Source organism: Nocardioides sp. T5, assembly GCF_048161455.1.
Taxonomy (GTDB): domain Bacteria; phylum Actinomycetota; class Actinomycetes; order Propionibacteriales; family Nocardioidaceae; genus Nocardioides.
The window spans coordinates 2,946,758-2,964,972 of record NZ_CP182415.1; the positions used below are offsets into that span (position 1 = coordinate 2,946,758).

15 protein-coding genes are annotated in these 18,215 nt (G+C 69.1%); 8 read left to right on the top strand and 7 right to left on the bottom strand.

Annotated features, from left to right (window positions below; translation table 11 throughout):
• Positions 1 to 276: 276 nt before the first annotated feature.
• Both ACNKF0_RS14400 and ACNKF0_RS14405 read left to right on the top strand, forming a co-directional pair.
• A complete protein-coding gene (locus ACNKF0_RS14400) occupies positions 277 to 4,248 on the top strand; it encodes an Ig-like domain repeat protein (protein WP_416953161.1) in 3,972 nt (1,323 codons plus the stop codon).
• 36 nt (positions 4,249 to 4,284) lie between these two features.
• Positions 4,285 to 4,908 carry a hypothetical protein gene (locus tag ACNKF0_RS14405; RefSeq protein WP_416953163.1) on the top strand — a complete coding sequence of 208 codons (624 nt, stop codon included), beginning with the start codon at positions 4,285 to 4,287 and terminating at the stop codon, positions 4,906 to 4,908.
• Between the two features lies 1 nt (position 4,909).
• On the opposite strand, the gene trpD is transcribed toward ACNKF0_RS14405, so the two are convergent.
• From trpD to ACNKF0_RS14420, 3 genes are all read right to left on the bottom strand, one after another.
• Positions 4,910 to 5,938, bottom strand: a complete 1,029-nt coding sequence (gene trpD / locus ACNKF0_RS14410) for an anthranilate phosphoribosyltransferase (RefSeq protein ID WP_416953165.1) — start codon at positions 5,936 to 5,938, stop codon at positions 4,910 to 4,912.
• Between the two features lie 95 nt (positions 5,939 to 6,033).
• Positions 6,034 to 6,450 carry a hypothetical protein gene (locus tag ACNKF0_RS14415; protein ID WP_416953167.1) on the bottom strand — a complete coding sequence of 139 codons (417 nt, stop codon included), beginning with the start codon at positions 6,448 to 6,450 and terminating at the stop codon, positions 6,034 to 6,036.
• The gene (locus tag ACNKF0_RS14420; protein WP_416953169.1) at positions 6,443 to 7,432 is read right to left on the bottom strand and encodes a cytochrome c oxidase assembly protein; all 990 of its coding nucleotides are present in this window, start codon (positions 7,430 to 7,432) and stop codon (positions 6,443 to 6,445) included. The genes ACNKF0_RS14415 and ACNKF0_RS14420 overlap by 8 nt, the downstream gene beginning before the upstream one ends.
• A gap of 146 nt (positions 7,433 to 7,578) precedes the next feature.
• Between ACNKF0_RS14420 and ACNKF0_RS14425 the strand changes: the two genes are divergently transcribed.
• From ACNKF0_RS14425 to ACNKF0_RS14440, 4 genes are read left to right on the top strand one after another with little or no spacing between them, the layout of a single operon-like run.
• The gene (locus tag ACNKF0_RS14425) at positions 7,579 to 8,148 is read left to right on the top strand and encodes a cytochrome c oxidase subunit 3 (protein ID WP_416953171.1); all 570 of its coding nucleotides are present in this window, start codon (positions 7,579 to 7,581) and stop codon (positions 8,146 to 8,148) included.
• A gap of 46 nt (positions 8,149 to 8,194) precedes the next feature.
• The gene (locus ACNKF0_RS14430) at positions 8,195 to 9,067 is read left to right on the top strand and encodes a c-type cytochrome (protein WP_299924024.1); all 873 of its coding nucleotides are present in this window, start codon (positions 8,195 to 8,197) and stop codon (positions 9,065 to 9,067) included.
• On the top strand, positions 9,064 to 10,176 hold the full coding sequence (locus tag ACNKF0_RS14435; RefSeq protein WP_416953174.1) for a Rieske 2Fe-2S domain-containing protein: 1,113 nt from the start codon (positions 9,064 to 9,066) through the stop codon (positions 10,174 to 10,176). The genes ACNKF0_RS14430 and ACNKF0_RS14435 overlap by 4 nt, the downstream gene beginning before the upstream one ends.
• On the top strand, positions 10,173 to 11,939 hold the full coding sequence (locus tag ACNKF0_RS14440; RefSeq protein WP_416953176.1) for a cytochrome b: 1,767 nt from the start codon (positions 10,173 to 10,175) through the stop codon (positions 11,937 to 11,939). Before ACNKF0_RS14435 ends, ACNKF0_RS14440 begins: the two co-directional genes overlap by 4 nt.
• Positions 11,940 to 12,229: 290 nt before the next feature.
• Here ACNKF0_RS14440 and ACNKF0_RS14445 read toward each other — a convergent pair whose 3' ends face one another.
• The 4 genes from ACNKF0_RS14445 to coxB all read right to left on the bottom strand — a co-directional run bounded on the left by ACNKF0_RS14445 (position 12,230) and on the right by coxB (position 16,616).
• A complete protein-coding gene (locus ACNKF0_RS14445; RefSeq protein ID WP_416953178.1) occupies positions 12,230 to 13,459 on the bottom strand; it encodes a L,D-transpeptidase in 1,230 nt (409 codons plus the stop codon).
• Positions 13,460 to 13,567: 108 nt separating this feature from the next.
• Entirely contained in the window at positions 13,568 to 13,966 is a 399-nt protein-coding gene (locus ACNKF0_RS14450; protein WP_416953180.1) for a cytochrome c oxidase subunit 4, read from the bottom strand.
• The gene (gene ctaD / locus ACNKF0_RS14455) at positions 13,963 to 15,657 is read right to left on the bottom strand and encodes a cytochrome c oxidase subunit I (RefSeq protein ID WP_416958535.1); all 1,695 of its coding nucleotides are present in this window, start codon (positions 15,655 to 15,657) and stop codon (positions 13,963 to 13,965) included. Before ctaD ends, ACNKF0_RS14450 begins: the two co-directional genes overlap by 4 nt.
• Before the next feature lie 83 nt (positions 15,658 to 15,740).
• The gene (gene coxB / locus ACNKF0_RS14460; protein WP_416953182.1) at positions 15,741 to 16,616 is read right to left on the bottom strand and encodes a cytochrome c oxidase subunit II; all 876 of its coding nucleotides are present in this window, start codon (positions 16,614 to 16,616) and stop codon (positions 15,741 to 15,743) included.
• 188 nt (positions 16,617 to 16,804) lie between these two features.
• Between coxB and ACNKF0_RS14465 the strand changes: the two genes are divergently transcribed.
• Together ACNKF0_RS14465 and ACNKF0_RS14470 are read left to right on the top strand one after the other, a co-directional pair.
• Positions 16,805 to 17,932, top strand: a complete 1,128-nt coding sequence (locus tag ACNKF0_RS14465; protein ID WP_416953184.1) for a cysteine desulfurase family protein — start codon at positions 16,805 to 16,807, stop codon at positions 17,930 to 17,932.
• Positions 17,929 to 18,186 (top strand): sulfurtransferase TusA family protein, encoded by a 258-nt coding sequence (locus tag ACNKF0_RS14470; RefSeq protein ID WP_416953186.1) that lies wholly within the window; start codon positions 17,929 to 17,931, stop codon positions 18,184 to 18,186. Before ACNKF0_RS14465 ends, ACNKF0_RS14470 begins: the two co-directional genes overlap by 4 nt.
• Positions 18,187 to 18,215 lie beyond the last annotated feature (29 nt).

The window sequence follows — 18,215 nt, forward strand, 5'->3', positions numbered from 1 at the left end:
GTGACTAGTGAGCATCCATTCCGAACCCCGGAGCGCGAGGCCCACCTAGCGTGACGGCGTCTGAGCCACGCCACGAGGGGACTTCCGGGGATGTCACGAACGCTTGTCCGATCATTCGCGCGCGCCGCAGCCGTCGCCGGATTGTGCCTGGGGGGCTTGGCGGCACCGGGGCAGCTCGCACACGCCGCACCGCCGGCGCCGACCGGCCCGACGGCCGACGGGACGCCCATCCCCACCTTGTCATGGGATTCACACCCGGGCGCGACCAAGTACCGCGTGCAGGGCTCCGAGACCTCGTCCTTCTCGTCACTTCTCTTCAACCAGGAGACGACCGCCACCTCGTACACGCCGACCCGAGTGCTTCGTGCCGGCACCCTCTACTGGCAGGTCCAGGCCATCGACGGCTCAGGCGCCAGCGGCTGGACGGGCTCGTCCGTTGTTATCGGCGACCTCGCCAAGCCGGCCAACGTGACCGTGTCCCCACAGGTCGCGCTCCCGCCCGTCTCTCCCCCGATCGTCTCCTGGGACGCCGTCCCGGGTGCGATCTCCTACGACGTCGAGATGGACAACGAAGGGGACAGCGTCGGCGGCACGGTGAAGGACGTGAAGACCACCACCTACGTCTGGCCTGACCCTCAGGGCGTCGGTGAGCGTGAGGGCTCCGAGGACTTTCACGTGCGCGTGCGGGCGAAGTTCGACAACGGCCTGCAGAGCGAGTGGACCGACTACAAGAAGTACGACGTCGCCCAACTGGACCCGGTCACCTCGGCCACCTGCGACGCCAAGCTCGTGTGCGCCCCCGAGGACGAGACAAGCGTACGACCGCGGGTCGAGGTGCAGGACGTCGTCTTCGACTGGGACCCGGTCAAGGGCGCCAAGGAGTACGAGATCTGGGTCGCGCTCGACCCCGACTTCAACACTCAGATTGAGAAGCGCAAGGTCCTCTCGACCCGGTACTCCCCCACGACGACCTACGACAACAACACGTACTACTGGAAGGTGCGAGCTTACAACGCCGCGGGCGAGCCGACGCCGTGGCCAGCCACTCCCAACGTGTTCGACCGACGCTGGACCCTTAAGCCCTCTCTGGTGTACCCGCCCGTGACCACGGCGAACCCGATCGGCGACGACGTCTACTACCAGTGGTCGCCGGTACGCCACGCCACGCGATACGTGCTGGAGGTGGGCAGCGACGAGTTCTTCACTCCTGGCACCTACGCGTCGTGCTACACGCAGTCCACGACCTACGTCCCGGGGTTCAACAGCGACCGCTGCTCACCGTCGCAGGGTACGACGACCTTCTGGCGAGTCCGGGCGCTGGACGGCCCCCGCTCCCCGCAGGTCAACGGCGTCTACTCGGACACCGGCAGCTTCGTCTACGACAGCGGTCGAATCCAACCGATCTCGCCCGTCGGCATCGACCCCGTCGCTGTCCCGACCTTCCGCTGGCAGCCAAGCCCCGACGCCAACGCCTACAAGATCACCGTGACCGGAGCTGCTGGGACTGTTGATGCGACGACGTCCGCGCTGTCCTGGACCCCGACCGCATTGCTCCCGTCCGAGAGCGACAGGGATGACCCAGACCGCGAGCCAGACTCGTTCACGTGGAAGATCACGGCGATCGACGGCGACGGTCGTCAGTCGCCGACCTTCACGGGTGGCACGGTGGATGTACTCGAGTCTCCGATTGCTGCCGGCCCCTCACCGCTGAGGCCCCTCCCGCTCGCGTCGGGACAGATCTCGTCGAGGTTCCCAGCCCTCGCATGGCAACCGATGGGATCGACCGTCGAAGCGCCCGTCTATTACAAGCTGCGCGTCTCGGAGACGCCGGGCTACGTGCTTCCTGAGTCTGCCAGCCCGATCCTGTCTGCGAAGCTTGCATACCCCGCAGTGACGGACCTCTCTACCTACTTCCTGCGGCCGGGGACCAAGACCTGGTGGGTGGAGGCCTTCGACGCAAAGACGAACACCAGTCTTGGGAGCGGTCCGTCGTCCACCTTCACGATCGAGGCGCCTGCCCGAGCGGCCGGGCACCAGGTCGCCCTCGACGGCCGGTCCGTGGACGAGGCGCACACATGTGCGAAGCGTCTCGTCGTGATCAGCGGGGTGACCGACGACCAGACGGTCTGCGCCGGCATGTCGGCGACGCCCGTCCTGGACTGGGAGTCGGTGCCGGGCGCCGGTGGCTACCAGGTCTACGTCGCCGAGGACCCCGACTTCACCAACCTCGTCTACGACGGGGTGCAGACGATTGGGTCGCGGTTCACACCCGCGGAGGCGCACTCACCGAGTGCGCTCCCCGACAACGAGTCCGGGTCCGCCTACTACTGGTACATCCGTCCCTGCACGCGGGTCATGCCCGCGGTCAACTGCGGCCCAGGGCCTTCAGGTCAGATCGACTCCGGGGCCAGTGCGTTCCGCAAGGTGTCTCCGCGAGTCGAGCTCGCGTCACCGTCAACTGACGCCACGCTGGGCGACCAGGTGACGTTCCGCTGGACCGACTACCACCTGACCAACCAGGCGACGACTCCCGTGTACGACGGGACGGTCCCGCCCTATCAGACTGCGCAGCGCTACCGCCTCCAGGTCGCGCAGTCGGCGACCATCACCGACAGCAACACGATCGATGACGTCACCGTGGACCAGGCCACCTACACCGCCTTCACCAAGACCTACCCCGAGGGTGACCTGTGGTGGCGCGTCCAGGCGATCGACGGCAGCAACAACCGTCTTTCCTGGTCCGAGACCCGCAAGATCGTGAAGGCGACCCCTGCCGCGAACCTCGATCCCGACACCGCCGCGGCGCCCGAGCGAACAGTCGTCGACCCGGTCGCCCGCCCCGCGTTCAACAGCCGCCAGGCAGCGGGTAGCACGCTGTTCCGGTGGAGCGCCGAGGACTTCGACGCCACGTGGGAGCTCGAGGTCTACAAGAACGACGACACCGTCCCGTCCACGGGAAACCAGGTGTTCCGGACGGTGACCAAGCAGGCCGCCTTCGTCCCGGCGACCCCCCTTCCGCCGTCGTCGGAGCCCTACCGCTGGCGCGTGAGGCGCACCGACGTGGGTGGCAAGGCAGGACGGTGGTCCGACCTGGGTCGGTTCTACGTCGACCCGCTCCCGGTGCAGCTCACCAGTCCCACCGACCAGGCTGCCGTGCAGCCGATGGGGACCACTTTCCAGTGGGCGACCTACGGCGGGGCCTCGGCCCGTGCCGCCAGGTACACAATCGACATCGAGCCGGCGAGCAGTGGCGCCACCAACCCGGGTGCGGTGACGACCGCTGCGACCAGCTGGTCCTCTCCCGCCAACCTGGCCAATGGCACCTACACGTGGTCGGTGAAGGCGCTCGACGTCGCTGGCAACAGCATCGGCTCGAGTCCGACCTGGAGCTTCACCGTGGACGCTGGCCTGCGGGCGGTCACACCGACGCAGATCGGGGCTCCCGAGGGATCGTCTGTGGGCAAGACGCTGACCAGCGTCGCACCGGTGTGGAACCAGCCCGACGTGCAGGTCAGCTACCAGTGGCTGCGCAACGGCTCGGCGATCCGGAACGCGGTCGGCCCGACGTACACCCTGACGACCGATGACTACACCCGCGTGGTCTCCCTGCGGGTGACGGGCACCAAGCCCGGTTACCTCAACGGCGTGTCCGTGAGCAACGAGGTCGCCGTGACGGCCGGAGGCGCGCTGCAGAGCGTCGGGGCTCCCACGATCAGCGGCTCCGCGGCCCCCGGCGGCAGCCTCAAGGTGACGACCGGCTCGTGGTCACCCGCGGCGTCGAAGTTCCGCTACCAGTGGCTCCGGACCGGCGTCCCCATCCCGGGTGCGACCAGTGCGACGTACCGCGTCACCTCGGACGACGCCGGCAAGGACCTGTCGGTCACCGTCTTCGGCTCGGCCGAGGGGTTCAACGAAGGGGCGACCACCTCGGCCGCGGTGGCGGTCGCCCGCCTCCAGTCGACCTCCGCCGGCGCACTCAAGTCATCGCGGGTGAAGGTGGGCAAGCGGGCGAAGATCACCGTCACGGTCGCCGTCAGCGGACTCACCACCCCGACCGGCGTGGTGCAGGTCCTCGACAAGGGCAAGAAGGTCGGCCAGTTCACCATGGCGCCGGTGCACAAGGGCAAGAAGACGCTCAAGCTGAAGAAGCTCAAGAAGGGCAAGCACAAGCTGCAGGTGGTCTACCTCGGCAACGCCCAGACCTTCGGCTCGAAGTCGAAGAAGATCATCCTGTACGTCGTGAAGTAGCGGCCCAGCGGTCACGGCGGGGGCTAGTCTCCCGCCGTGACCTGGCTCGCTGACCACTGGCTCGACGTCCTCGGATGGGGCGGCAGCGCGTTGCTCGTCTACTCGCTGCTCCAGGCGAGCGTCCTGAGGTTGCGCGTTCTCAACGCGATCGCGTGCGTGATCCTCATCGTCTTCAACGCGGCGCTCGAGGTCTGGCCGATGGTCGGGATGAACACCGTCCTCGTCGCCATCAACGCGTGGTTCATCGTCCGGCTGCTGCGGGACCGGCACGACGAGACCGCCTTCGAGGTACTCGAGGTCGGTCCCGCCGACGAATACCTGCGCCACACGCTGCGGGTGCACGGGGCGGACATCCTCAAGTTCAACCCGACGTTCGTCCACGACCCGGCCGATACCCAGGACGCCTTCCTGGTGCAGAAGGGCGACGAGACCGTCGGCGTCGTCCTGCTGCGCAAGGACGGCGACACGGCCGACGTGCTGCTCGACTACGTCACGCCGCGCTTCCGCGACTTCTCCCCCGGCGAGTTCGTCTGGCGCAAGAGCGGGCTGCTCGCCGACCGCGGCATCCGGCGGGTGGTGACCCCGCCCGGGATGGTCGGCGCCTACTACGACCGCCTGGGTTTCCGGCGCGAGGGCGAGTCGTACGTCCTCGAGCTCTGAGTCAGGCCGAAGTGGCTGCCACCCAGCGCTCGAGCGCAGCCTGCGCGGCACCCGAGTCGATCGCCTCGGCCGCTTTCGCCACTCCAGCCTCGAGAGCGACGTCCACGTCCGCGTCCGGCGCGTCGTAGACCGCAAGCGCGGCGCCCGCATTGAGCACCACCGCGTCGCGGACGGGGCCCTGCTCGCCGGCCAGGAGACGGCGTACGACGTCGGCGTTGTGGGCGGCGTCGCCGCCGCGGAGGTCCTCGGTGGTCGCCCGCGCGATGCCGAGGGACGCCGGGTCGACCGACGACTCGGTGACCGCGCCGTCGTGGACGCGCCACAGCGTCGAGGTGGTCGTGGTCGTCAGCTCGTCGAGGCCGTCGTCCCCGCGGAAGACCCACGCGTCGACACCTCGCCCGGCCAGGACGCCGGCCATGACCGGCGCCATCCGGGCGTCGGCGCACCCGATGGCCTGGGCCTGCGGCCGGGCGGGGTTGGTCAGCGGGCCGAGGATGTTGAAGGTCGTCGCGATCCCGAGCTCGCGGCGCGGCACGGCCGCGTGGCGCATCGCGGGGTGGAAGGCGGCGGAGAAGCAGAAGGTGATGCCGGCCTCCTCGGCGATCTCCGCAACGCGCGCGGGCGCGAGGTCGAGGCGGATGCCGAGCGCCTCGAGGACGTCGGCGGAGCCGGACTTCGAGGACGCCGAGCGGTTGCCGTGCTTGACCACGAGCGCGCCGGCGCCGGCCGCGACGATCGCCGCCATCGTGGAGATGTTGACCGACATCGACCGGTCACCGCCCGTCCCGACGACGTCGAGGAGCCGGCCGGGCACCGAGATCGGGTTCGCTGCGGCGAGCATCGCGTCGGCGATGCCGGTGACCTCCTCGACCGTCTCGCCCTTGGCGCGGAGCGCCACGACGAGCCCGGTCAGCTGGACCGGGGTCGCCGCACCGGCGAAGACCTCGTCCATGGCCCATCGCGCCTGCTCGGTCGTCAGGTCGCCTCCGGCGACCAGCGTGGAGAGGACGTCGGGCCAGGTGTGGGACATGGGCCCGAGTGTTCCAGACCCCCGGATCACCGGGACCCGGGCATGGCCGGGTTTCGAGACGGTCGCTGCGCGACCTCCTCGACCAGCGAAGAAGCTCAGGAGGTGGCCGGCACCGAGGGGCGGAGCAGGCCGATGACGGCCTCGGCGAGCTGGATCGGGTCGATCGGGTGCGGGACGGCGGCCTCGGCGCGCGACCAGGTGGCGAGCCAGGCGTCCTGCGGGCGACCGGTCAGCACCACGACGGGCGGGCACTGGTAGATCTCGTCCTTGAGCTGCTTGGCGATGCCCATGCCACCGGCGGGCACGGCCTCGCCGTCGAGGATCGCGAGGTCGATGTCGCCGCGGTCCATGTTCTGCAGGACCACCGGCTCGGTGGCGACCTCGACGTACTCGAGCTCGGGGAGGTCGGGGTGCGGACGGCGACCCAGCGCCAGGATGACCTGCTGGCGGGTGTTCACGTCGTCGCTGTAGACGAGGACCTTGAGCGAACGGTCTGCGGCGGCTTCAGTCACGAGACGCATCGTAACCGTCGTCACCGGTCGCCGGCGCCGAGGCATGCGTCACAGGCCTCGCCTTCGGCGTACGCCGCTCCGCGAGGTCGAGCCGCCGGTCCTCGCGATCGGCCTCCTTCATCGACGAGCGCACCCATTGGGTGAAGAGCACGCCGAAGAAGAGGACGCCGATGAGGTCGCCGCTGGCCCAGAGGATCCCGCCGGCCAGGTGCTGGTCCTCGAGCATCGGCGGCAGCCACGCGCCCATCGGTCCCTCCCTGAGCGCGGCGTAGTGCTCCTCCCCGATGAGCGTCGTTTGGCCCATGATCGTGACGCCCAGGAACGCGTGGAAGGGCAGTGTCATGAGGACGAGGAGCACCCGGAACGGGTAGCCGACCCGGCCGGGCACCGGGTCGATGCCCATCAGCGGCCAGAAGAACAGCGTGCCGACCAGCACGAGGTGGATGTGCATCATCTGGTGGACGAAGGACGAGCTCAGGCTGGCGTCGTACCACGGGCTGAAGTAGAGCGCCCAGGGCGAGGCGACGTAGAGCACGAACGCCAGGGGCGGGAACGCCAGCACCTTGGCGACCCGGGAGTGGAGCACCGCCAGCAGCCACCGTCGCGGCGTCGCCGGCAGCGTGCGCAGGGCGAGGGTGACCGGCGCGCCGAGCGCCAGGGCGAGCGGCACGACCATCGACAGCACCATGTGCTGGACCATGTGCACGCTCAGGAGCGTGGTGTCGTAGATGCCCAGCCCCGACATGGTGGCGAACGCGAAGGAACCCATCCCGAGCACCACGAACGACAGCGTCCGACCGATCGGCCAGCGGTCCCCGCGGCGGCGCAGCACGCCCACCCCCACGGCGTACAACCCGACCGCCCAGATGGTCACCACGAACGGGATCGGGTCGATCCCCCAGTCCGTCAGGACGCGTCCGAGCGTGAATCTCGGAAGGACCTCGGCGGCGTCCGCGGAGAGGGCGAGGAGGGTGTTGAGCACGCTGTGAACTTTATGACGGAGCAACACAGGGGGTCGGGGTGCCCCTTGTCCCCACCAACGGCCATAATGGCTGCGTGGCGACAGCAACTGCGACGATTCCGGCCTCCCGTCTGCACGGGCACCACGACCGACCCAGCATGGTCAGCGTGGGCACGATCATCTGGCTCTCGAGCGAGCTGATGTTCTTCGCGGCGCTCTTCGCGTCCTACTTCACCATCCGCGCGGTGAGCCCTGAGCTGTGGGCGCAGGAGACCGCCCTGCTCAACGTTCCCTTCGCGACGGCCAACACCGCCATCCTCGTGGCGTCGTCCTTCGCCTGCCAGTGGGGCGTGTTCGCCGCGGAGCGCGGCCAGGTCGGGCGCACCGGCGGCCTGCTCAACTTCACCAAGTGGGGCCTGCGCGAGTGGTTCATCCTCACCTACGTCATGGGCGCCATCTTCATCGGCGGCCAGGCGCTGGAGTACGCCGAGCTCATCGAGCACGGCGTGACCATCCCGAGCTCGGCCTACGGCTCGATGTTCTACCTGACCACCGGCTTCCACGGCATCCACGTGGTCGGCGGCCTGATCGCCTTCCTGTTCGTCCTCGGCCGCACCTACCTGGCCCGCCGCTTCACCCACGAGCAAGCCGTCACCGCCATCGTCGTGTCCTACTACTGGCACTTCGTCGACGTGGTCTGGATCGGTCTGTTCTTCACGATCTACGTCATCCAGTAAGCACGCCCAGACAGCCATCACCGTCGCAACTGGCAAGGACTCAAAAGTGCGTTTGCTCAACCGAACCGCTGGGCGCCTCTCCCGGCACCGTCGGGGACCTCTTGCGGGTCTCGCCGTGCTCCTCCTGGGGCTGCTGATCAGCGGCTCCCTCTACACGGTCTTCTCCCCCGCCCAGGCTGACTCGCAGCCGAGCGAGACCGAGCAGGTCGCGAAGGGCAAGGAGCTCTTCCTGGCCAGCTGCTCGTTCTGCCACGGCCAGAACGGCGAGGGCGTGCCCACCGTCCGAGACGGCTACCAGCTCGGCCCCTCGCTCGTCGGCGTGGGCGCCGCGGCGGTCGACTTCCAGGTCGGCACCGGTCGCATGCCGATGGCTGCCCCGGGCCAGCAGGCTCCGCGCAAGAAGGTCGTCTTCAACGACGAGGAGATCGCTGCCCTGGCGGCGTACGTCGCCTCGCTCGGCCCCGGCCCGGCCATCCCCAACGAGTCCGACTACTCCATCGACGACCTGTCGGAGGAGGAGCGCCAGGAGGCCATCTCCCGAGGCGGTCAGATCTTCCTCACCAACTGCACCGCGTGCCACAACTTCAACGGTGCCGGTGGTGCCATGCCGCGCGGCGGCTACGCGCCCTCGCTCCACGGCGTCGAGCCCAAGTACATCTTCGAGGCGATGCTCACCGGGCCCCAGCAGATGCCCAACTTCAGCAACGGCAACCTCTCCCCCGAGGAGAAGCGCGACGTCATTGCCTACCTCGGTAGTCTCGAAGAAACCCCCGAGTACGCCGGCTTCACGCTGGGCGGACTGGGTCCGGTGTCCGAGGGCCTCTTCGCCTGGGTGGTCGGTATCGGTGGCTTGGTGGGCGCAGCGGTCTGGATCGCCTCGCACACCACCCGCACGAAGAAGAGCAAGGTGAACGCGTGAGCAACGACAACTCCTCGACGCCGGAGCACCCGGTCAACGCGCCCGACGGCACCCCGGTGCCGTACGAGACGCACGTGCCCACGCACCGCGAGGCCGAGCCGATCGCCGACCCGGGCCTGCCGCCCCACACCTGGCGTCCGACCGACGTCGACCCCAAGGCCGAGAAGCGCGCCGAGCGCCAGATCGCGGCGATGTTCATCGCCGCGATGGTCTTCGCGGTCCTCTTCGTGGTCGCCTACTTCTCCTTCGAGGTCGGCGACAACTGGGACACCTTCGCCGGCCTGGGTGCCTCCACGATCACGCTCGGCCTCACCCTCGGCCTCAGCCTGCTGCTCATCGGCACCGGCATCATCCACCTGGCCCGCAAGCTGATGGCCGACCACGAGATGGTCGAGATGCGCCACCCCGCCGCCTCCCCGCAGGAGGACCGCGACGCGACCGTCCAGGCGCTCAACGACGGTCTGGCCGAGGCCGGCATCGGCCGTCGCCCGCTGGTGCGCAACACCATGATCGGCGCCGTCGGCGTGCTCGGACTGCCGGCTGTCGTGCTGCTGCGCGACCTGGCCCCGGGCGACGCCCTTGACATCGACAAGCTCGCGCACACCATTTGGGAGCCGGGCATGCGCGTGGTGCGCGACGTGGTCGGCACGCCGATCCTCGCCAGCGAGGTCGAGATGGGTGACCTCATCAACGGCACCGCCGAGGCCATGTTCCCGAGCGAGGAGAACGGCTACCCCGAGCTCCACGGCGCGGAGGAGCAGGCCGAGAAGGCCAAGGCCGCCATCATCATCGTCCGGATGGATCCCGACGAGATCACCCCGCTCGCGGGCCGCGAGAAGTGGACCGTCGACGGCATCATCTGCTACTCGAAGATCTGCACCCACGTGGGTTGCCCGATCTCCCTCTACGAGCGCACCACCCACCACGTGCTGTGCCCGTGCCACCAGTCGACCTTCGACCTCGCCGACCACGCTCGCGTGATCTTCGGTCCGGCTGCCCGCCCCCTCCCCCAGCTGCCCCTGGCAGTGGACGACGAGGGCTATCTGGTCGCGCAGAGCGACTTCACCGAGCCCATCGGGGCCAGCTTTTGGGAGCGTGAGAAGCTGTGAGCACGGACTCCAGGATCGACACCAGCAAGGTCGCGACCAGCAACGGCACGACCGCTGCGACCGCGTCCAAGCCGGGCCCCGCCGGTTCGCTGGCCTCGTGGGCCGACGACCGCCTCGGCCTCGCCACGGCGATGAAGAAGAACTTGCGCAAGGTCTTCCCCGACCACTGGTCGTTCATGCTCGGCGAGATCGCCCTGTGGAGCTTCGTGGTCCTGCTGCTCACCGGCGTCTTCCTCACCCTGTGGTTCAACCCCTCCATGGGTCACATCACCTACGAGGGCTCCTACGACCAGCTGCGCGGCGTCGGGATGTCGGAGTCGATGGCCTCGACCCTGCACATCTCCTTCGACGTGCGCGGCGGCCTGCTGATGCGCCAGATGCACCACTGGGCGGCAGCGATCTTCATCGCCTCGATGATGGTCCACCTGCTCCGCGTGGCCTTCACCGGCGCCTACCGCAAGCCCCGTGAGCTCAACTGGGTCATCGGCTGCCTGCTGCTGCTCCTCGGCACCCTCGAGGGCTTCACCGGCTACTCGCTCCCCGACGACCTGCTCTCCGGCACCGGCGTCCGGGCGGCGGACGGCTTCCTCAAGGCGACCCCGGTCGCCGGCAGCTACATGTCGTTCCTGCTCTTCGGCGGCGAGTTCCCCGGCGAGTCGATCATCCCCCGCCTCTACATCATCCACGTGCTGCTGATCCCGGGCATCCTGCTGGCGCTCATCGCCGCGCACATGCTGCTGCTCGTCTACCACAAGCACACGCAGTGGCCCGGGCCCGGCCGCACCGAGCAGAACGTCGTCGGCTTCCCGATGCTGCCGGTGTACGCCGCGAAGGCCGGCGGCTTCTTCTTCATGGTCTTCGGCGTCATCGCCATCATGGGCGGCCTGCTGTCCATCAACCCGGTGTGGAAGTTCGGTCCCTACGACCCGACCAAGGTGACGGCCGGTTCGCAGCCCGACTGGTACATGGGCTGGCCCGACGGCCTCCTGCGCATCATCCCGACCGGCTGGGAGTCGGTGATCTTCGGCTACACGATCTCCTGGAACGTGATGCTGCCGATCCTCATCGTGCCCCCGATGATGCTGGTCATCCTGATGCTGCTGCCCTTCATCGAGGGCTGGATCACCGGCGACAAGCGTGACCACCACCTGCTCCAGCGCCCGCGCAACGCGCCGACGCGCACGGCGGTCATGGTGTCGCTGATGACCTTCTACGGCCTCGCCTGGGCCGCGGGCGGCAACGACATCATCGCCATCAAGCTCGACCTGAGCATCAACCAGATCACCTACTTCATGCGTGTGGCCATCTTCCTCGGCCCGGCGCTGGCGTTCTGGATCACGCGTCGCTGGTGCATCTCGCTGCAGCGCCACGACAACGAGAAGCTGCTCCACGGCTACGAGACGGGCATCATCACCCGTTCGCCCGAGGGCCAGTACGCCGAGCGGCACCTGCCGATCAACGAGACGTCCGCCTACACCCTCACCGCGCGCGACCGAGACGAGATCTACACGGTCGGGGGCGACACCGACGCCTCCGGCGTGGCGGCCCCCAACTCGCGCTCGGAGAAGCTGCGGGCCAAGCTCTCGTCGTGGATGTACAGCCACAACGTGCAGAAGCCCACGCGGGCCGAGCTCGACGAGGCGCACCACCACGCCGAGCACGAGGCCGAGCTCCAGTCGGGGCTCGACCACCCGGTCGATGGTCACCAGTTCGACGACCACCGGCTCCGCAACACCGACGACGTGCCGCTGCGCGACCACTGATCGTCGTACGACCAGCACGAGGGCCCGCCGGGATCATCCCGGCGGGCCCTCGTCGTTCGTCCCGGCTGCATGCTCGCGCGCGATGGGATGAAGCGGTGCCTGAGCCACCTTCTGCGCGACACGAAGGTGGGTGGACCACCGCTCTCACGCGCGCCGGCGTACGACACGTCCGTCAGCGGTGCGTGAGCCACCTTCTGCACGAGTCGAAGGTGGGTGGACCACCGCTCCCCCGCGCGCCGACGTACGTCGCGACCCGCCCGCGGGCGAGGGCCAGCGGGGTGAGACCGGGGTCAGCTGAGAGCCGAGCCCTGCTTCCAGGCGGCCGGGTCGAGGTTCCAGTCGCCGTAGCCGTTCTCGAGGGTCATCGGCCGGTCGGTGCCGGTGTACTCGACGACGTCGCCGCGGCGGCTCATCGCGTAGAGCCAGCCAGCGTCGGCGGTGGACAGGCCCGTGCAGCCGTGGGAGACGTTGGCGTAGCCCTGGGAGCCGACCGACCACGGTGCGGCGTGGATGAACTCGCCGGAGTTGGTGACCCGCATCGCCCAGCGCACGTCGTCGATGTCGTAGGCCTCGGGGCTGTTACGGTTGATGCCGACGGTCTCGGAGTTCATCCGGCGCGACTCGAACTTCTCCATGATCACCTTGACCCCGGAGCGGGTGGTGAAGCCCGGCTTGCCGGTCGTGATCGGCAGCGTGCGGAGCAGCTCACCGTTGCTGAAGACCCGCATCTGGTGGGTCTGGGCGTCGACCCGGTAGACGTGCGCGTCGCCGATCTGGAAGTCGATGCGGCGCGACTCCTGGCCGTAGATCCCGTTGCCGGCGGGCAGGCTGTTGAGGTCGAGGTCGACCGAGACGTCGGTGCCGGCCTTCCAGTAGCGGGCCGGGCGGAAGTGCGCCTCGCGGTCGCTCATCCAGTACCACGAGCCCTTCTGGGCCGGGGTGGTCGTGACCGTCATGTGCTTCTCGAACAGCGCGCGGTCGGTGACCGGCAGGTCGAACGTCACCACGACGGGCATGCCGATGCCCACGGTCTCGCCGTCGAGCGGAGCGACCGAGGGGTAGGTCAGCTCGTCGAGGGTCAGGTCGACGGTGCGGAAGGACCGGGTGCGCTCGACGGCCTCGCCGTCGGACCGCGTCGCGGAGGCGGCGATCCGGTAGTCGGTGCCCGGCTCGAGGCGGGTGGTGGAGGTCCAGGTGCCGCCCTCGACGCGACCCTCGACCGGCCCGACCGCGGACGTCACGCGTACGTCGGACAGGTCGCCGCCGGTCGCGGACACGGTCACCGGCGCGTCGATCGGGACCGCCGCCGGGTCGGGGAAGCTAGTCGTCAGCCGGACGGGGTCCACCGGGTCGGCGGCCTGGGAGCCGCCGGGAACGTTCTCGGCACCACCCGGGGAGTCGTCACCGGGCGTCGAGCCGCTGCTGCAGGCGGCGAGGCCGGCCGAGAGCGTCAGGAGCGCCGCCGCGGCCGCCGTACGACGGTGCGCGGGACGCGTGGACCGGAGCGCGCGTGAACGCATACGACGTGACCCCCTGGAGGTGCCCACCCGGACGGGCGGTGAAACGGAAGAACCCATCCAGCGTACGACGCGGACGGGCTCTTCCAGAATTGCCACGAGGGGCGTTGCTCAGTGGGCGTGCTCTCCGCGGTAGTACTCGAAGACGAACCCGCACGTCACGACCGCACCGGCGGTGAAGCCGATGATGACCAGCCACCAGGCCGACATCGCCGTGCCGTAGACGATGACGCCGAGGGCGAGGGCGCACCACAGCGGCCACCAGGAGTAGGGCGGGAAGAAGCCCAGCTCGCCGGCGCCGTCGGCGATCTCACCCTCCTTGCGGTCCTCCGGCCGCGGGTCCATGCGTGAGGCGTGGAACCCGAGGTAGAGGGTGATCATCGCGGTGAGGAGCGCGGTCATCACGAGCGCGGAGGTGCCGGTCCAGTCCTCGGAGAGGAACCAGTAGCCGGGAGCCACGACCGCGACGAACACGGTGGTGATCCCGAAGATCCATGCCTCGGCCTTCATCGGTCCCTCTCCTCGTCGGTGCGGTCGACCGGCATGTCGGCGCGCTCGCGGAGCATCTCCTCGCGACCGTGCACCTCGGGTGCATCGGCGACGTCACCGTCGCCCTCGGCCGGGTTGTCGTCCAGCTCGAGGAGCGCGACCTCGGGGTGGTGCAGGTCGAAGGCGGGCGACTCCGAGCGGATGCGCGGCAGCATGTGGAAGTTGTGGCGCGGGGGCGGGCAGCTGGTCGCCCACTCGAGCGAGCGGCCCCAGCCCCACGGGTCGTCCACCTCGACCTTCGGCCCCTTGGCCGAGAGGTAGACGTTGAGGAAGAACGGCAGCGTCGACGCGGCCAGGAGGAACGAGCCCACCGTGGAGATCTGGTTGAGCGTGGTGAAGCCGTCCTCGGGCAGGTAGTCGGCGTAGCGACGCGGCATGCCCTCCACACCCAGCCAGTGCTGGACGAGGAAGGTGGTGTGGAAGCCGACGAACAGGATCCAGAAGTGCACCTTGCCGAGGCGCTCGTCGAGCATCCGGCCGGTCATCTTGGGCCACCAGAAGTAGAACCCGGCGAACATCGCGAAGACCACGGTGCCGAAGACGACGTAGTGGAAGTGCGCGACCACGAAGTAGGAGTCGGACACGTGGAAGTCGAGCGGCGGGCTGGCCAGGATGACGCCGGTGAGGCCGCCGAAGAGGAACGTGACGAGGAAGCCGATCGACCACAGCATCGGGGTGTCGAAGGACAGGGATCCGCCCCACATCGTGCCGATCCAGTTGAAGAACTTCACTCCTGTGGGCACCGCGATCAGGAACGTCATGCCGGAGAAGAACGGCAGGTCGACCGCGCCGGTGACGAACATGTGGTGCGCCCACACGGCCACGGACAGCATCGCGATGCCGAGGGTCGCCGCGACCAGGCCGACGTAGCCGAAGATCGGCTTGCGGCTGAAGACCGGGAGGATCTCGGACACGATGCCGAAGAACGGCAGCGCGATGATGTAGACCTCTGGGTGGCCGAAGAACCAGAACAGGTGCTGCCACAGGATCGGGCCGCCGTGCGACGGGTCGAACACGTGGGCCCCGAGGATCCGGTCGGCCTCCAGCGAGAGCAGCGCACCCGCGAGGATCGGGAACACCATGATCACGAGCATGCTGGTGATCAGCGTGTTCCACACGAAGATCGGCATCCGGAACATGGTCATGCCGGGCGCGCGCATGCAGATGATCGTGGTGATGAAGTTGACGCCACCGAGGATGGAGCCGAGACCGGCCATCCAGAGACCCATGATCCACAGGTCACCGCCCACGCCCGGGCTGCGTACGGCGTCGGAGAGCGGCGTGTAGGCGAACCAGCCGAAGTCGGCGGCACCGGAGGGCGTGAGGAAGCCGGACGCGGCGATCAGGCCACCGAACAGGAACAGCCAGTAGCTGAACATGTTGAGGCGCGGGAACGCGACGTCGGGGGCGCCGATCTGCAGCGGCATGATCACGTTGGCGAAGCCGAAGAACAGCGGCGTCGCGAACAACAGCAGCATGATCGTGCCGTGCATCGTGAACAGCTGGTTGTAGAGCTGGTCGTTGACGATCTGCTGGCCGGGGTAGGCCAGCTCGGAGCGGATCAGCATGGCCATGATGCCGGCGATGACGAACCACGCGAACGAGGTGATCAGGTACATCTTGCCGATCAGCTTGTGATCGGTGGTGGTCATGATGCGCACGGCCTGCTCGCCGAGTCGCTTCCTGGGCTCCGGGGGCGGGGTCGCTGCCTCCGGCCGGGACGTGGTGGGGGCGCTCACTCGCTGTGTCCTTCCGAATCGTCCTCGAGACCCGCCTGCTCGCGGACGTAGTCGCCACCGAGGATGGGCAGCTCGGCGGTGTTGCCGGCGTCGGCCAGCTCACCGAGGTAGGCGTCGTACTCGTCCTGGCTGACGACCTCGACGTTGAAGAGCATCCGCGAGTGGGAGACACCGCAGAGCTCGTAGCACTTGCCGGCGTAGGTGCCCTCGACGGTCGGGGTCACCTGGAGCCTGTTGACCCGTCCGGGGATGACGTCCATCTTCACGAGGAACGACGGGACGCCGAAGTCGTGGATCACGTCGGGCGAGTGGAGGTTGAACTGGATGGTCTGGTCGACCGGGAGCACGAGCGTCGGGATCTGGGCGCCGGTGCCGGACGTGTAGACGTAGGAGTCGTAGGCGAAGTCCTCACCCGTGGCTTCGGCCGACGGGTCCTGCTCGCCCACACCGTGGTTGAAGGTCCACGACCACTGCTGGCCCAGGACCTCGACGGTCATGTCGGGCTGGGGGTCGATGTTGAGGACCTCGTCCTGCACCCGGACGGTGTGGAAGAAGAACACGACGCACATGAGGACCGGGGCGATCGTGTAGAACACCTCGAGCGGCAGGTTGTAGCGCGTCTGCCGCGGCACCTCGTCGTCGCTGCGGCGACGGAACTTCACCACGGCGTAGAAGATGAGGCCCCAGACGATGACGCCGGTCACCATCGCGGCGACCCAGGCCCACTTCCAGAGCTCGTAGGTGTAGGGACCTTCCGCGCTGGCGCGGTCGGGCATCGCGAGGTTGCGGATCTGGTGCTGGTCGGCCTCGGAGCACCCGGCCAGAACCAGCATCGCCACGCCCAGCAGCGCGACCCTCAGGGTGCGCCGCACGGGCGCGCCCGAAAGCTTGGGGACTTGCAGACCCACTGACGAGCCTCTCTCTCGGTCCTTCTCGACAAGACAGAGGGTATCCCCATCTGGCCGCGTCGTGCGGGGCAGGGTCGGGTGTCGGCCGATCTGCGCAGGTCAGGGTCCGTCCGCCCACCCCGAGGGCGCTGCGCGTGGCATAAGTTGCCCCTGTGACTGCCCCTCCGCCCGGGCCCGCCGACCTCGACAGCGCGTCGTCGGTGCCACTGCACCCGGCGGCACGCGAGGTGCTCCTGGCCGCCCTGGACCGGGGGTATGCCGACCCGCGCAGGTTGCACCGCGCCGGCCGCGAGGCACGGCTGCTGCTCGACAACGCGCGCGAGGCCACGGCGGAGGCGCTCGGCGTACGCCCCGACGAGGTCACCTTCACCCCCAGCGGCACGCACGCCGTGCACCTCGGGCTGCTGGGCCTGGTCCGCGGGTCTCGCCGCGGCGCCGTGGTCGTCCACTCTGCCGTGGAGCACTCCGCCGTGCGGCACGCCGTGGCATGGGGCGCCGAGGCCTTCGAGGTCGGCGTCGAGGGCGACGGGCGCGTCTACGACGGCGACCTCGTCGAGAACGCCTGCTCCCCCGGCGTGGCAGCGGTCGCGCTCCAGACCGCGAACCACGAGGTCGGCACGCTCCAGGACGTCGGGGACTTCCGGCTGCCCAACGAGGTCCCGCTCTTCACCGACGCGTGCGCCTCCATGGGCCGGCTGCCGCTGCCGTCCGGCTGGGCGGCCGCTGCAGGGTCGGCGCACAAGTGGGGCGGCCCGGCGGGCGTCGGCGTCCTGCTGGTCCGCAAGCGCGCACGCTGGCGCAACCCCTTCCCGGGCGACGACCGCGTCGACGAGCGCTCGACCGGCTTCGAGAACATCCCGGCCGTCCTCGCCGCGGCCGCCTCGCTCCAGGCGGTCGTGGCCGAGCGCGACGAGGTCAACGCGCGCCAGCACGAGCTCGTGGAAATCGTACGCCGCCGGGTGGCCGCGGAGGTGCCCGACGTCGAGGTCGTCGGCGACCCGGACCGGCGCCTCCCCCACCTCGTGACCTTCTCGTGCCTCTACGTCGACGGCGAGGCGCTCGTCACCGAGCTCGACCGGCGGGGCTTCGGCGTCGCGAGCGGGTCTGCGTGCACGGCCTCGACACTGACGCCCAGCCACGTGCTCGAGGCGATGGGCGTCCTCACGCACGGCAACGTGCGGCTCTCGCTGCAGCGCGACACCACGCGCGCCGACGTCGACGCCTTCTGCGACGTGCTGCCCCAGGTGGTGGCCGAGATCCGGTCGCGGGTGGGCCTGTGAGCGACTCCCCCGGTCCCTCCCTGGACGTCGCGCTCGAGCTGGACTGCCGGGACATGCCGTGCCCGATGCCGGTCATCGAGCTCGCGCGCCACCTCGGCGACGTCGAGGTCGGCGAGCTGCTGGCGGTGGTCGCCCACGACCCGGCCGCCGCGGTCGACGTACCGGCCTGGTGCCGGATGAAGGCGCAGGACTACGTCGGCGCCGACGTCGCGTCGGACGGCGCGCCGCGCTACGTCGTACGACGTCTCACCTGAGGTCGGCGGTCGGCCAACCGGGTTTCGAC